We start from the raw sequence: 14732 nt of genomic DNA, 5'->3' as shown, positions 1-14732 counted from the left end.
GCATTTTCATTTGTTACATTAAAAGCCATCGGATGACTTAGAATTTGGAAATTCTCATCTTCTAGGCGAAAACCAGATATTCTAGTCTTCGCTATTGACGTTATTCACGTAATCGCGGTGCAGTTGAGCAGGGAGGTACTTCTCCTCCCAATCGCGAACTTCGCGATAAGTTGGCCGGGCAAAAACTTCGCCCCACCCCATGTCATAAGGGGTCCCGCGGTATGAATTCAGCTTTTCGTAGTATTCGTCCATGGGCCCGTATTCGCCGCTGGACTTGATATCGACCAGGAGTTTCCACGGCTCTTGCACGCCAGCGAGGATGAACGGAACGATGTCGATCGACTGTCCCATCGCCGAAAGCTCCGCTAGGGTCGGGCGTCGCCCGATCTTCACGGAGGGGATGGCGTAGGCCGGCCGGGGCGTGGCCGCGATTGCGGTTTCGATCTGCTCCCAGGTGTGCAGCCCTTCGTAGAAAATGACATCCGCATCGGTTTCCGCACAATAAAGCTGGCCCCGGCGGATCGCTTCGTCGAGGCCACCTCCGGCCGCGCCGTAACCGTCTGTTCGCGCAACAATGACGAAATCCTTGTCGATCTCGTCCCGCGCGTCGGTCGCCGCATTAAGCCGCCCAATCGCCTCGGCGTCGGACACGATCGCGATTCCGCTCTGTCCTCCGGCCTTTTTCGGCTCCTGCTGGTCTTCAATGTGGACGCCCGCGATGCCCGCGTGAGCGAACTCGTGCACCGTACGACGGATGTTGGCTGGTCCGCCGCCATATCCGGTATCGGCATCGCAATAGACCGGAATGTCCACCGAGCGAGCGACCCTCGTCGCGTGCTGGACCATTTCGGTGAGAGTTACTAGCCCGAGATCCGGCATACCCATGGTCCACCACGCGGTCATGCTTCCGGAAATTTCAAAGGCTTCGAAGCCCGCGCGTTCCGCCATTTGCGCATGGATCGGAAGCGTCCCAAAGGGCATGAGCACCGTTTCGGGGCGCTGGAACAGGGCCTTGAGCCGGGTTGTCTTCCTGTTACTCATAATCTCCGCCCGCGGACATTGCCGCCTTACGTTTTGAAACAACTGATCAATACATTGTGATTGCGCGCTTCCGTTCGATCAGACTTCTGCTCCGATGGTGATGGCCGCGTAGATGCAGTCTTCGTCGTAGGGATTGAGCCAGGCGTGGGGCGCACCCGCCACCACTATTAGGTCTCCGGTGCTGAGCGTACGTTTTTCTCCACTCGGCAGGGCAAAGTCGATCTTGCCTGACAGGATTATCTCGTAATCGATCGTATGGGTGGCATGCATCGAGGGGTCACCATGATGATGCCCGTCAACCAAGCTTCCCTCTGAAGTCGCCGCGACGTCCATTTGGCCCGCCGATCGAGCGGGAAAGCGCATAATGCCGAAGGTCGAGCCGCCCTTGCCAGCAACCGCCAGAGCTTTGGACGGCGAGCCAAACGCGCCTAAGGAATGGCGATCTTCGACTGTCCAGAACCACGCAGCCTCAAAGACACCTTCCTGCTCCGCCGTCAGCGGCTTGCAGCTGTCGATGAATGAGGAGGTTCCGTCGGGGTTGATGGCCGCGACGACAAGGTTGAAATCCTTCACCTCTTTTGGGAATGCCAAGTTATCGCTCCTGTCCCAGATCCCCCCATTGCATGGGGGTGTCGATCATGACTTTTCTCTTCGATCTTTAGCGCATCCTTGACGGATCCGCTTGCGGTAGCGCGCCATATCCATTGTGCTTGTATGCCCCCAAGAGCTTTGTCCCGCCTTGGGGCGGGGTGTTCATCATACCCTCTCGCGCCGCTTTCCCCGACCCGTAAGGCTGGCGTCGCGCCGCAACACCAGCCCCGCGAAGTAGGTCGACTGAACCTATAACTCCGAACCGCGCGGCGGGGGACAAGTCCGCTCCGGCGCTGCGGTTCAGCGCTATCAAAATCCGAAGCCGAGCGTCACGCCGTATGTGCGTGGCGGCGCCGGGATGTAAGGAAAGCCCGACGGTCCGGCTTGCGAACCTTGGAAGGTCGCAATCTTCTCGTCAGCCAGGTTCTTCACCCACGCGGTGACGTAGAAGGCCTCACTGGGCGCGAAGCGCACCTGGGCATTTATACGATCGTACGCCGGCTGCGACAGAATGTTGTCCGGCTGCCAAAAGAACCCACTGTTATGATACCAGTCGGCACCGATCACCCACTCACCGGCATCGGAACTGAACTTATATGATGCGCCAACGGTTGAAGTGAACTTGGCCGCCTGGGGTAGCCGATTGCCCGAAGCATCCGTAGTACCAAGCAGGGCTCCGTACGGCGGCGCGGCGTTCTGCGTGTAGGCAGGCGCATCGGCATAGGCCGTATACTTAGGATCAAGATACGAAGCTGCGAAGTTTACAGAAAGGCCATCGATGACCGCCAGTTCCCCTTCAATCTCCGCCCCACGCACGCGCGCCTTGCCCGCATTCGAGAAGGCGATCGCGTTATTCACAAGGAGCTGAACTTGCGGGTTCTTGACGTCGTACTGGAATACGGCCCCGTTGATCCGCAAACGGCGATCGAGAAGCGTGGCTTTGAACCCAAGTTCGTATGCCTCAATCGATTCGGGCTTGGTTGCAGGTGGCGAGAAGGGCAAGAGGTTGTAGTTTGCCGATTTGTAACCGGAACTGAAGGTGGCATAGAGGAGAACGTCGGAAGCGACCTCGTAGTCGACCGCTGCCTTAAAACTTGCTTTGTTGGTTTTATCGGTATCCTTGATCAACGGAGCAATGGGAAGAACCATGGCCCCGCCCCCGAGCGTCAGCTCACCGCTTCCCGAGCCACTCATCCTGTCGGCGCTGTACCGGGCACCACCGGTGACCTTTAATCCCGGCGCCACTTCGTAGGTTAGCTGGGCGTAGCCGGCGTATGATTTCGCGCGTTGACGTGCGTCGTAATCGGCTGCGTTTAATGTCCCATCACCAAGGACGTCACCGGGAATAAACGCCGGCCCCTGGAAGCGCAAAGGATGATAGGAGCTCAATGTATTATAATAGAACAGGCCGACAATCCACGTCAGGGGTTGTGGGTCGCGATTTCCAATCTGGAACTCCTGCGTGAACTGCTCGGTTTTTCCGAAGAAATCGGCTCTAGCGTCCGGACGGGGACCATAGTCAAGATCTACTATTCCATGTTCTTTCACATTGAGATAGCCGGTCGTGCTGGTGAAGCGAACAGCCCCAAAGCTCTGCTCAATGCGGAGTGAACCCCCTGCGCCATTATACTTCTGGCTGGAGTCCACATCTTGGTTCGTGTTGTAGAACCCGGCGTTGGTACGGGCATCGAAAGGAGGTGACAGATAACCGGCGATCGTTCCGGGATACGTGTTTCCCAGTTGCGAGTCGAGCGAATAGGCATAGAAGGCCGACAACAAAACACGGGTATCTGAACTTGGCTCCCAAAGCAGTTTGCTGCGCGCCGTGAAGTTATCCTGATAACCCACGCGCTTGCCAGTTGCCAGATTCTTACCCCAGCCGTCTTTCTGTTTGACGCCCGACACCGCGACGTCAACGGACAGATTTTCTGCCAACCCCGTGGTGGCGTACAGTCCGCCCTGCAGGGTGTTGAACGACCCATAGCCGATACGGCCTTTGACCTTCGTAGTAGAAGAGGGATCGGAGGTGACCAGTTGGATCACGCCTCCACTGGAGTTTCTCCCAAACAGGGTTCCTTGCGGCCCTTTCAAAACCTCTACCCGCTCAATATTGTCGAGCGAAAAGAAGCCCGCCGGAAGACGCGAATAATAGACGCCGTCAACGTAGACAGCGACACTGGATTCGTTACCGACCGCGTTTGATGGATTGCCGATACCGCGCAAAATCGGAAGGATCGCTCCGGCATTTGGATTGAGTGAAAGACCCGGCGTAAGCGTGGCGATCTCGGTGACATTCGTAATTGCTCTTGTCTGAAGCGCTTCCGACGAGAAGGCGGTGACCGCCAGCGGAACTTTCTGAATATTTTCTGACCTCTTCTGCGCAGTAACCACGATCTCCGATACCTGCGGGCCAGTAGACTCTCCGGATGTGTCCACTTGCGCGTTTGAAGGGGCGGTGTCTTGTCCGGAGGCCATTGCATGCGCAGGTGCGGGCAAACCAAGCAGTCCTACCGGCGAAATACCGCACAACAATCCAATAACGATTCTGTTCATCATAACCTCCCCATCTCCCGCGTTCTTCGCGCGTCAATTAAATCGCCTCTAAAATTTTCAAAGGATCAATTTAAGACTGTTTGGCAACCATGCCACTGCCTTCGATCACATCGCAAAGTCCCATCCGGCAGGCCGCGCGATCGAGGAACTTCTTCTCGTCTTCGCTGAGCGCTTGCGAGACGTGCGGTTGCTTTAGAATCTCGGCCATCTCGGCAATTGCCGCTTCATCGCGGAACTCATAGATGCTGATCGCGTCATAGGCACAGCCGGCATCTTCATCACCCATACGCCCAGTAGACCAATCATCGCTTGTGAAGTCCGCCATCATTCCCGGATAATGCCGACTAAAGTGTACCAGAAGGTGCCCAATGAACTTCGCGCCAAGTGGTACGTGACTATTCTCGTAATGATCACGAAATTCGGCAGGTGATATCCCATCCTTACGTTTCAAAAGGACAATGAACTTAGTTTTCATGATCGGCATTCCTATTTCGTCAGGATTGCGAAAGTACTCGAAAATATCTAATATCAATGCTACCGCTTAACGCCCGTCCATCCGCCATCGACCGCCAATTCAATTGCATTGACATAGGAAGCGTCATCGCTCGCCAAAAATGCAACCGCAGCCGCGAGTTCATCTGCCTGACCAACCCGCCTGAGTGGCACGCTTTCTTGAATGACCCGCAAAAATGCCGGGCGTAACTCGTCCGGGATGCCCAGCTTGGGGCCCATCTCGGTCTGGACAGGCCCTGGACTCACGGCGTTCACCCTGATTCGACGGTCAGCCAGTTCACCCGCGAGCACGCGAGTAAAAGCTGCCACTGCCCCTTTTGAAGCCGCATAGACGCCGGAAGCGAGCATCCCCATTTGATTGTTTACCGAGGTGGTTAAGATGATGGATCCGCCATCGCGCATCAGGGGGGCAAGCGATTGTGCACCGAACAGAACCGCCTTGACGTTCACTGCAAAGATGGCGTCGAAAACTGCCTCATCGATTTCTGCCAGCGTCTGAAACTTACCGGTTCCCGCATTAAGAAAGGCAACATCCAGTCCCCCGAAATGCCGTTCAACCTCCCGCGTCAGCGAGCGAATGTCATCCAGATTTGACGCGTCGGCCCTGATCGTCACAACGTCCGGGCCTAGTTCCGCACTAGCCGCAGCTAGGCGATCAGCGCTCTGGCCGGTTATGGCTATGCGCGCACCCTCCGCCAGGAAGCGGCGGGCAGTAGCAAACCCGATTCCGGTAGTGCCGCCAGTGATAAGCGCAGTCTTCCCTTCTAACCTTTTCAAGATACTCTCCCTATCAATCCGATAGTAATTGGCCGCGCCACATCAATTAAAAGGCCCATTGACCATCATCTGCGCAATTTTCGTCCGGATGAAAATCCAAATTAAACACTATGACATGTTCAAATTGCACGAGATTACAGAATTATTGACGATTTTATTTTGTCGACAGTATATGGGTTTATATTAGGGTTTGAGGACGTGACGGACAATATCAATGGAAAAAATGTTCTCTATGTGAACAGGCCTAATCGGATGGTTTCGCCTGATGGCGTTGTTAGCCTCTTGTGAATGCGGCGATCGAACTGAACCTGTGAGATAGATTGTTTACCGCTTTGCGTAGCCTTATGCGGAGCATCGCCAAGAGTCCCGTGCTGATCGCGGGTGTCGGATTGCTGTTTGATTGGCCAAATGCGATTTCCTTGGGAGCGTAGCTCGGCAGGGCGCAGATGGTACACGGTTTTCACCGGTCCACGTCCTGTGCGTCTGGCGCCCAACCGATTCTGTGACTAGAGCGGTTTTCGATCTGATTGAATCAGATAGACCGCTCTATTCCTTTGTTTTACCGCGATTTCTTAAACGTCAGATGATGCCATCTGACTGGAAATCCCTCTAGAGGCCACAGAACACACCGGCCGCAAGAATCGATATGTCGGCGTGATTTGGACGATTTTCGCTCATGTCCGGCCAGACGTTTACGGCGACCGCAGCTATTTCTCACATCCAAGGGGAACCAGCGACGTTGCAACTTGGCTCCTGATAATGCCGCTTTTTGCGCTGCCGTTACGGCCCAAACTGGCGACGGCGGCGCAATGCACTAACAATTCACGCGGACTACTGGTGGGGGCAGGTCAGCGGGCCAGTTCAACGTTTGTCGAACGTCATCCACAATTCCGTCAATCCGTAGGCGACATAGGTGCTGGTATAGCTGTAGCTTTGCTCGCCCCGCGTCGTGCGGAAGTTGTGCATGCGCTCCACAAGCTGGCGGAAGGAAGCGCGCATTTCTTCGCGCGCCAACTGATTGCCGATACAGAGATGGATACCGCTCCCGAACGTCAGGTGGGACCGGGCATTTTCGCGCTCAAGATCCACCGTCTCCGGTTCAGGGAAGATCTCGGGATCGAGATTTGCGGCGCCGTACCTGGTCTCGATGAGCGAGCCCGCCGGGATATGGACGCCGCCAATTTCCAGGTCTGCAGTCGCGCGCCTGAACATCGTGGTTGCCGGAGTCTTGATGCGCAACGTTTCTTCGATGAAGGCGTCCAGCTTCTTGGGATCGCTACGGATCTCGTCTATCAACTCGGGCCTCTCGATGAGGATGGCCATGCCGCCCGCGATTGCGTTGGCCGTCGTCTCTCCTCCCGCGAGAAAGAGAAGCCACAGGATGCTGATGAGCTCGCGCATGTTGAGAGTCCGGCCGTTCACCTCGGCATGGACGAGAGTGCTCAGCAGACTGTCGTCGGGTGCAGCTCTGACCCGTTCGACATTCTTTGCGAGATATTGCTGCAGTTCGATAACTGCAGGAACGAGTTCAAGCTCGCGCTCGGGTGAGAGAGCCGGATTGGACGTCTCGAGCGACATGTCGTTCCAGCGTTTGAACTTGTCGAGATCACGATCAGTAACGCCAAGGATTTCCGTGAAGACGGCGAGCGGCAGCCGCATCGCGAATTCGTCGAAAAAATCAATCTCGTCCTTTTCGATGAAGCCGTCGATCATCTCCTTGACGGCCTTCTCGATCTGGGGCTCCAGGCTCTGGACCTTGTCGCGGGTGAACGCCTTGTCTACGAGGGTCCGGTAGGTCCGGTGCTCCGGCGGATCATTGGTTACGAGCGTATCCATCGGCAGGAAACCCTGCTCTTCGAACATCTTGTTGATCTGGTCGCTGATGGCGGATGCCCGGGTCTGGATGACACCGGTCTTGCACGAGAGGACCTTGGTATCCATCGCGGCTTTACGGACATCACGATAGCGTGTCAGGATATAGTTTCCGCTTACCGGGTCTTTATAGACCGGCTGCTCCTCGCGGAGCTTGTGATAAGCTGGGAAGGGGCATCGCCGGGTTTCCGGGTTCGTGAAGGTTATCGGGCAACCTTCCAACTCGACCGTGCCATTTGCCGACGCGGCGGCGCCGATTTCATCCGTTTCCATCGATACTCTCCGAAAGGTTCTCAGCGGGAGACGCCCTTATTGGACAAGCGCCTTTCTAACGTGAGCGCGCCGACAAAATCAAAGGATGCCAGTTTGCCATTCCGGACATTGTGCACACGATGCGCACATCGCTTTGCGATGCGCGCCCGCTACCTTTTGGCCAGCGGCCGCTGAGCAGGAACAGGCAAAAAACCGATGGCTGCGCGTTCGCAAATGTTGCGCCTGATAAGACATGTGGGGCCGGTTCCCAATCGGCTCCGTGGGCCGGTGCAGTCGTGTCCCGAGTCTAGCTATCGGCTTTCGTCCGCCTGTGTCGCAAGCATGCCACGTTGCGGATCCGCTTTGAAATGCTCTCCAGGTCGGTCCGAACCCGGGTTGACGACATCGAATAGCCGCACATATCCAGATCGCCGAACGCGCCATTCGCCGGCGTCCTTGCGATAATCGTCATAATAGTAGCCGGCACCCTCCAGCCGTTCTCCTCCCTGGAAATCGCTTTCCTTCGCATGTGGGTTGGCGGCGGCGAAGTGAACGATGTCTTGCATCCGCCACACGCCTTTCGCAGTCCCTGCCGCCCCGAGGGTTATTTCAGGATGCAGCGCGACATGGCTGCTTACGAACGAGGGTGTCAGTGTGCTTCGAAAGAATTCAAGGATCGCTTCCTTGCCTTCGAATGTGTAGAGGCCGCTGCCGTACCACACGTCTGCATCGGTGGTGAAACACTCGGCCATCAACGCCCAGTCCTGGGTGTCGACGGCGCGCATGTAGCGGTATTTGAGCTGCTCGATTTCACGGACGTTGATGAGGTCTTCCAGGGTCATGGTTCACCTGTCGGATGTAGTTCCAATCCTGTGTTCATGCGGCCGACGACAATATGCCGCCATCGGCTCGCAGCACGGCACCATGGACATGTGCCGACAGCGGACTGGCCAGATAGGTGACGAGCGACGCCACATGGTCGGGTTTTGTCAGCTCGCCCACTTTCACCGAAAAGCTTTCGGCCGCGTCTTTCTCGATATCTTCCCATGCACGCTCGGCATTGCCGGGAAGGGAGCGGAAATAATCCTCTAGGACCGAGGATATGACCAGCCCAGGCGCCACAGCGTTTGCGGTTACACCTGACCCGGCCAGCGATTTGGCCAGATGGATGGTGAGAGCGTGAAGTGCAGCCTTCGCGGCCGAATAGTCGGGTATCGTGAAGGGGGCAGGGGAAATACCGGCGATGCTGCCGATTTGGATGACGCGGCCCCAGCCGCGTTCCTTCATCCCCGGCAGGCAGCCGCCAATCATCCGGACAGCTGAAACGACGTTCAGTTGGAAGGTGGCGACCCAGTCCGACGGGCCGGCATTGTCCCAGTTGAGGCTCGGATTGGAAGGACCTCCCGCGTTGTTCACCAGGATGTCGATGCCGCCCCAGCAATCCAAGGCCGCGCGGACAGCCGCAGCGGCGCCTCCATCGGTTGAAAGGTCTCCGATAACGACGCGCGCTTCGCCTCCGCTGGCCCTGATTTCGTCAGCGACGGCTTTCGCTCTGTCTGCGTTACGGCCGTGTACCACCACTCTGCTACCCTCGGACGCAAGCCGCTTCGCGATCGCGGCCCCGATACCCGCGCTGCTGCCGGTCACCAGCGCCGTCCTGCCACTAAGGTCCATGTCCATCGCGTGTATCCCTTGGTGAGCGCTATTGTGACCAACTGCCGGTGTAGGAGCCTAGCGCGTATCCGCCATCGAGACGGGTTTTCGTTCCCTTACAGAAGCCAGCGTCTTCGTCGGCGAGAAGTGCGATCGCAGACGCGATATCCTTGACCTCCCCGACGCGACCCGCAGGAACGCGGGACGTGAAATGATCCGCTACGACCAGGTCGTTCAACAAATCTCGTGTCATTCCCATGCGCACCGTGCCGGGTGCGATGGAGTTGGCAATTATCCCAAAGGCACCGAAATCGATCGCGAGATTGGCGTTAAACCCTTCGAGAGCACACTCGTTCTCCATGTACGATCCCGTGGAATGGGTTGCAACTAAGGCGGTAAAGGTCATAATTCAGACCATTTCATTGCCTGGTTCTGAGCTTAGACCACTGCTGGCGTCGGGATGGGAGAAGGGCAGCCTTGCGCAAACTGGGGTTTTGTTTCGGATTCCGGCGGTTTTGGCTTCGGTTCAGGCATTGACGGGGCAGACAAGCAGCTCGTTATGGTACGAAGTGCCGCGTTGGAATGTTATGGCGAACCCGGAACAATTCTCAGATTGAACCACGGGTATTGCGAACGTCTCCGGTCGACCGCAGCGAGGGGCAGGTGATATGTCATCTCCGACCGAACTTCCACAATCTGGGAGCTGTTGCTCCCTGGCGGTCGCCTGATCATGACCTCGGCTTGGCCGGGAAGCCAGTTCGCATTATTTGGCTCAAACAACAGACCAGTATCTAGACTGGCGGCGTACGCGCATCGAAGGAGAGAGCGAAGTGACGGTGAAAGCATGTCATATATCGGCGTCGATGGGGGTTGACGACGTCAACGTCCAGCTGATTGACTACAAGTGGAGCGCCAACGAGCAGATCTCGGAATGTGAGAACCGGTACATACTCCGTTATCGGCCTGATCCGAGGCCGATCAGCGTAGCTGCGCATCTCAAGCACGGTCGGCTACAAACCTTCGGTCAGCTGATGTTCTTTCCGGCCTGTACCGCGGTCGAGACGACGCCTGCGAAAGCCAGCGAACGCTCCCGGTCGATCGTGTGCATGTTCGACTATGAATGGTTTCGGCGGATTTCGTTCGATCGCGACGACTGGAATGATAATGATCTCGCGGAATGCTATGATATGAAGAATTTTAGCATCGAGCAGGCGGTGCGACGACTGGGCATGGAAGCGGAGTGCCCCGGATTTGCCAGTCATTTGATGGTGGAGTCGCTCGCCCAGTCCGTAGCCGTCGACCTCGCACGGCATTTTCTTCCGGGCGGGCGGGCGAAGCGCGTCAGAACGCAGGAGGGGCGGTTGTCACTGCGGGAACTCAACCGAATCTACGACTATGTCGAGAGCGTGGTGAACAGGTCCCCGACGACCGAAGAAATTTCGAAGCAATGCGGCATCAGCTCCGCGCACCTGCGACGCTCTTTCAAGCATTCCACCGGGGACACGCTGCATCAATATGTGACGAATGTTCGGCTTCGGAAGGCGCGGTCTTTGCTCGCTGAGAGCGATCTTCCGCTAAAGGAAGTCGCGTATAGGCTCGGTTTCGCCAGTTCCAGCACCTTCTCCTCGACGTTCCGAAAAATCTCGGGCGAAACGCCGAGCGGATTTCGGACGCGCCTCCAGAATTGAACGCGCTTCCCCAATAGCCGTGGGGGCATCCCGCTTCCGGCAACGCATGTTTCGCTAGGCGATGGCGGTTGACGAGGCAGCGCGTTCGACCGTGGCGCGCTCTCCTCAACCGTGGCTTTGCCAGCTGTAGGCCTCAAGGCCCCCCTGAAATTTCCGAGCATAGGATCCGCTCCGGATATCCTCAATGACGTCGATATGTTTTGGTTGCCAACCAAGATCTGCGACGGTGCGCTTGGCGATCGAACGGCTGTTTACCGCAAGAGCGATATCGACCCAGAATTTACCCCACAGTTCGCAGGCCTGCGCGTAATCCAGACTCCTCGTGGTCGTCCCGGTCACTTGCGCCACGGCCTCAGCGATGCTGCGGAAGTTCGCTTCTCCGCTGACGGTATGATATAATGCGCCGGGCGTGCCTTTCTCCACCGCAAGAGCATAGGCCTCCGCCAGATCCTCGACGTGGACGGCGGAATAGAGATTGAGACCATGGCCGAGATAGCAGGCATGCCCGGTTGATCGAACGGATTCGAAAATTTGCGGAATCTGGATGCTTCCGCCGTTCCCGTAGATCAGCGGCGGACGAATCACATAGGTGCGAAGCCTTTCGGTCGAAGCCGACCGAACGCGCTCTTCGGTCTGGATTCGCATCGCGCGGTTGGGCCGCGCGGGGAATGGAAATGGGTCGTCCTCGGCGAACGTATATTGCGACCAGCGACCGTCGAGCGATTCTATCGAGAGCACGCCGGAACCCGACGTGAAAAGGAGATTCTGGGTGTCGCCTTGGGTACAGCCCTCGACGAGCGCGTCCATGACACTCAACTCGTCGTCAAACGGGACCATCGCGGCCATGACCACGACATCATAACCGCCGACGATCCGCTTGAGCGCGCTCAAATCGTCGAAACTTCCTTCCACCGGCGCGACGCCCTGCTCTTCCAGGCTCCGAATATTCTCCGGCGTGCGGGCGAGACCTGACACAGTGTAGCCGCGCTGTGCGAAGGTCTTCGCGACATGGGATCCGACATATCCGGTTGCGCCGATGACGAGGGCTTTCATAATGGCTTCTCTTTCCGATTTTCTGCGGTTTTCTCTGAAAACCGCGGTCGTTCCAACCAGCCCGGGTCGATATTGGTCCGGGCTTTCCTTTTACTGTACAATGCCCCCATCGACCGCGATGGATTGGCCGGCGATCATCGCGCTCTCGTCACTCGCAAGAAAGAGCGCCAGCCCGACCACATCTTCGGGTTCGACGAGCCGACCCATCTTCGCCATTCCCGCCATCGCTGCGTACCACCCGTCGGTGTCGCCACCATCGGTCGCCTCGTGCGCGGAACGCGCGAGCATCTTGCTTTTCACCGGTCCGGGGTGGATCGTATTGCAACGAACGCGGCGGCTGGCGACATCAAGGGATGTCGATCGCATCAGGCCGATGAGGCCGGCCTTGCTCGCGCAGTATGCCGAATAGGCTGGAAACGCCATCAAGCCGGCGATGGACGAGGTGAAGATGACGCTCCCGCCGTCCGCTACGATCGGCATGAAATGCTTCGCCGTTAGAAATGCTCCAGTCAGATTGACGGACACGACCCTGTCGAATTCCTCCCGACTCAAGTCTGTTACTGTGGAATACGACTGCTCGATACCGGCATTGGCGATCAGGATGTCGACATGACCAAATGCCGATCTCACCGCATCGGCGGCGGCGCGGACGGCGCTTTCATCGGTGATGTCGGCCGCAACGGTGGTAGCCGTCTCGCCGAACGCGGCGCCGATCGTCGCCAGACCGGCTTCGTCGCGGTCGATCAGGGCGACCCGTGCGCCCTCCTCGGAAAAACGTCGAGCCAGCGCTTGCCCGATATCGCCTGCAGCCCCTGTGATCGCGGCGGTTTTTCCACGAAGTCGCATATCGCTCTCCAGCATGTTGAGTGTCGCCTGTTACATCCGCCCGTCGCGAAGTTGAAGGCTCTCGGGCGCGATGGATCAGATTGGCAAAATGAAGGTCAAAATCACGATCCCGCGCGTGAAGGCTCGGACGTGTTGCGACGTTCCGTTTCTTTGGCGGCAGGGGTCGCCGAGACCTGGGTAGCCAGGCGAGAAGGACGGCGCGCGCGTGTTGACACTCAGGCGACTGCCTGCGGGTTCAGCACCCGTTCTAGGCGCAAGCGGGACAGTCGCAAGGTGCGGATGCGCCAGACACCGTCATCGCGGACATAGGTCTCATGGTAGTGGCCGTAGCCGCGCACATGCGCCATATTGTGCGAGCGTGGCGGATCGGCGGGAAAGTACAGGCTGTCGTCCATAGGCCAGATCGCGCGCGCGCGCGTCGTGTCCTCGATGACGATCTCCGGCGTGTGACCGTGGTGGATGCTGCAGACGCCGGCGAGGAATTCCTCGGCCAACCCGATGAAGGTGTCGATCGGGCAGGCATTGAAATCATTCTCGGGGAAGTCGAGGATCGCGTCATCGGTGAAGAGCGTTCTGAACTCTCGCCATGCCTTGGTATCGACGCATCGGAAATAGCGCGCCTTCAGTGTCCGGATATCCTCGATCGCTGTCAGCATCTCGACTGGATCCATCGTCTTTCTCCATTCCAGGATTCGTCCTGATCGCGCGGTTGTGTGGTGATGCCCGGGCACGATGGCCCCGCCTTTATTTCTCGAGCGCGTACGCGACGACGTAGTCGCCGAGCACGGAGCCCAATATCGGGTTGCCGCCTGCGGCGATCGCGACGAACTGCCTTCCGCTTCGCGGCGAGATATAGGTGATCGGGGTCGCCTGAGCCGCCTAGCCAAAGCAGATAGGCGCCTCCGCCAATCAGTGGCAGCGAGATGACCAACAGGATCGCCGCATAGAGCCGGGTTCCGATGGCGAGCCGATGCCCCCCGTTCATGTCATTGTCCCTCTCCGGCCACGCTTGATGTCGTCGCGGCGCCCTGGTCGCTTCCGTTGGTCAGGGTGCCGTCAAAAAATCGAGCAGCAACCGGTTCACGATGGCGGGCTGTTCAATCTGCGGGCAGTGTCCGGCTTCGGGTACGATGGCGGCCCGCGCGTTCGCCATCTGGCTCGTCAGCTCCTCCCACCAGCCGTGTGGTTTGATCTTGTCGCGCTCGCCTGCGATCACGAGTGTCTCGGCTTCGATACGGGCGTAGTCGATACCCGAAGGCGCGCGGGCTTCCTGATATTCCTTGGGCCGTCGAAATCGTGCCGCGGCGATCGCTTCCCAGGCGCCCGGCGCGAGGCTGGTCGCCCGCCGCCGCTCGATATAGGCGTCGTCCCGATACCACCGCTCCCCGTGGAAGAGCGCCTCGACCACCTTGCGCATGCTTTCCGTGGAGCCGTCATAGGCGAAGAGCGCGTTCGTATGCTCGGACTCTGTAAGGGCGCCACCGCCGTTGATGCTCACGATCTTCCGGGGCTTGAGTAATGGGGGTGTCGATCCCGCATCGAAGAGCAGCAGCATGCCGCCCATGGAGTTGCCAATGCAAGGCGCGCCGGTCACGCCCATAACATCAACGAACCGCGCGAAATGACGAATGCGGCGCATGCGGCCATCGACGAAATCGATGATCTTCGCCGTCTGCCCGAAACCGAGGAGGTCGGGAGCGATGACGCGAAAATGCTTCGCGAGTGCAGGGATAGTGTGCTCCCAGCACACTTCGGCCTCACCGCCGAATTCGCCGCCGTGCAGCAGTAGGACCGGGGAGCCCGATCCTGCTTCGAGATAACTTGTCTCGATACCGTCGACGAGGATTTCCTTGCGTTCGAACGGCGCCGCGCCGGTGCTGTGTGTCATGTCGG

The 14732-nt window shown here is 58.0% G+C and carries 14 protein-coding genes; 1 reads left to right on the top strand and 13 read right to left on the bottom strand.

Annotated features, from left to right (window positions below):
• Positions 1-81 precede the first annotated feature (81 nt).
• The 9 genes from NUH86_RS21220 to NUH86_RS21180 all read right to left on the bottom strand — a co-directional run bounded on the left by NUH86_RS21220 (position 82) and on the right by NUH86_RS21180 (position 9658).
• Entirely contained in the window at positions 82-1041 is a 960-nt protein-coding gene (locus NUH86_RS21220) for an isocitrate lyase/PEP mutase family protein (protein WP_267252463.1), read from the bottom strand.
• 78 nt (positions 1042-1119) lie between these two features.
• On the bottom strand, positions 1120-1632 hold the full coding sequence (locus NUH86_RS21215) for a hypothetical protein (RefSeq protein WP_267252462.1): 513 nt from the start codon (positions 1630-1632) through the stop codon (positions 1120-1122).
• Positions 1633-1941: 309 nt separating this feature from the next.
• Positions 1942-4188, bottom strand: a complete 2247-nt coding sequence (locus tag NUH86_RS21210; protein WP_267252461.1) for a TonB-dependent receptor — start codon at positions 4186-4188, stop codon at positions 1942-1944.
• A gap of 67 nt (positions 4189-4255) precedes the next feature.
• Complete coding sequence (locus tag NUH86_RS21205; RefSeq protein WP_267252460.1) at positions 4256-4660, bottom strand: EthD domain-containing protein; 405 nt, start codon at positions 4658-4660, stop codon at positions 4256-4258.
• 59 nt (positions 4661-4719) lie between these two features.
• Positions 4720-5475, bottom strand: coding sequence for an SDR family oxidoreductase (locus NUH86_RS21200; RefSeq protein ID WP_267252459.1), 756 nt, complete (start codon positions 5473-5475; stop codon positions 4720-4722).
• Positions 5476-6336: 861 nt separating this feature from the next.
• Positions 6337-7620 carry a cytochrome P450 gene (locus NUH86_RS21195; protein ID WP_267252458.1) on the bottom strand — a complete coding sequence of 428 codons (1284 nt, stop codon included), beginning with the start codon at positions 7618-7620 and terminating at the stop codon, positions 6337-6339.
• 290 nt (positions 7621-7910) lie between these two features.
• A complete protein-coding gene (locus NUH86_RS21190; RefSeq protein ID WP_267252457.1) occupies positions 7911-8441 on the bottom strand; it encodes a nuclear transport factor 2 family protein in 531 nt (176 codons plus the stop codon).
• A 34-nt stretch (positions 8442-8475) separates the two neighbouring features.
• Entirely contained in the window at positions 8476-9279 is an 804-nt protein-coding gene (locus NUH86_RS21185) for an SDR family NAD(P)-dependent oxidoreductase (protein ID WP_267252456.1), read from the bottom strand.
• A gap of 22 nt (positions 9280-9301) precedes the next feature.
• A complete protein-coding gene (locus NUH86_RS21180) occupies positions 9302-9658 on the bottom strand; it encodes an SDR family oxidoreductase (protein WP_267252455.1) in 357 nt (118 codons plus the stop codon).
• Between the two features lie 424 nt (positions 9659-10082).
• Between NUH86_RS21180 and NUH86_RS21175 the strand changes: the two genes are divergently transcribed.
• Positions 10083-10940, top strand: coding sequence for a helix-turn-helix transcriptional regulator (locus tag NUH86_RS21175; RefSeq protein ID WP_267252454.1), 858 nt, complete (start codon positions 10083-10085; stop codon positions 10938-10940).
• A 105-nt stretch (positions 10941-11045) separates the two neighbouring features.
• Here the strand turns inward: NUH86_RS21175 and NUH86_RS21170 are convergent, their stop codons facing one another.
• The 4 genes from NUH86_RS21170 to NUH86_RS21155 form a co-directional block, all read right to left on the bottom strand.
• Entirely contained in the window at positions 11046-11993 is a 948-nt protein-coding gene (locus NUH86_RS21170; RefSeq protein ID WP_267252453.1) for an NAD-dependent epimerase/dehydratase family protein, read from the bottom strand.
• Between the two features lie 90 nt (positions 11994-12083).
• A complete protein-coding gene (locus tag NUH86_RS21165) occupies positions 12084-12854 on the bottom strand; it encodes an SDR family NAD(P)-dependent oxidoreductase (protein ID WP_267252452.1) in 771 nt (256 codons plus the stop codon).
• Positions 12855-13054: 200 nt separating this feature from the next.
• Entirely contained in the window at positions 13055-13510 is a 456-nt protein-coding gene (locus NUH86_RS21160) for a nuclear transport factor 2 family protein (protein WP_267252451.1), read from the bottom strand.
• A gap of 374 nt (positions 13511-13884) precedes the next feature.
• Positions 13885-14727: an alpha/beta fold hydrolase gene (locus NUH86_RS21155; protein WP_267252450.1), complete on the bottom strand. Its 843-nt coding sequence runs from the start codon at positions 14725-14727 to the stop codon at positions 13885-13887.
• Between the last annotated feature and the right edge of the window lie 5 nt (positions 14728-14732).

The organism is Sphingobium sp. JS3065 (genome assembly GCF_026427355.1).
In the GTDB taxonomy this organism is placed as follows: Bacteria; Pseudomonadota; Alphaproteobacteria; order Sphingomonadales; family Sphingomonadaceae; genus Sphingobium.
Note: the sequence above shows the minus strand (reverse complement) of the source record. Positions and strands in the feature narration are given on the sequence as shown.

Bases quoted from the DNA above. Each gene is read 5' to 3' on its own strand.
- NUH86_RS21220 (WP_267252463.1), bottom strand. From the start codon at position 1,041: ATGAGTAACAGGAAGACAACCCGGCTCAAGGCCCTGTTCCAGCGCCCC.
- NUH86_RS21210 (WP_267252461.1), bottom strand. From the start codon at position 4,188: ATGATGAACAGAATCGTTATTGGATTGTTGTGCGGTATTTCGCCGGTA.
- NUH86_RS21205 (WP_267252460.1), bottom strand. From the start codon at position 4,660: ATGAAAACTAAGTTCATTGTCCTTTTGAAACGTAAGGATGGGATATCA.
- NUH86_RS21195 (WP_267252458.1), bottom strand. From the start codon at position 7,620: ATGGAAACGGATGAAATCGGCGCCGCCGCGTCGGCAAATGGCACGGTC.
- NUH86_RS21190 (WP_267252457.1), bottom strand. From the start codon at position 8,441: ATGACCCTGGAAGACCTCATCAACGTCCGTGAAATCGAGCAGCTCAAA.
- NUH86_RS21185 (WP_267252456.1), bottom strand. From the start codon at position 9,279: ATGGACATGGACCTTAGTGGCAGGACGGCGCTGGTGACCGGCAGCAGC.
- NUH86_RS21180 (WP_267252455.1), bottom strand. From the start codon at position 9,658: ATGACCTTTACCGCCTTAGTTGCAACCCATTCCACGGGATCGTACATG.
- NUH86_RS21170 (WP_267252453.1), bottom strand. From the start codon at position 11,993: ATGAAAGCCCTCGTCATCGGCGCAACCGGATATGTCGGATCCCATGTC.
- NUH86_RS21165 (WP_267252452.1), bottom strand. From the start codon at position 12,854: ATGCTGGAGAGCGATATGCGACTTCGTGGAAAAACCGCCGCGATCACA.
- NUH86_RS21160 (WP_267252451.1), bottom strand. From the start codon at position 13,510: ATGGATCCAGTCGAGATGCTGACAGCGATCGAGGATATCCGGACACTG.
- NUH86_RS21155 (WP_267252450.1), bottom strand. From the start codon at position 14,727: ATGACACACAGCACCGGCGCGGCGCCGTTCGAACGCAAGGAAATCCTC.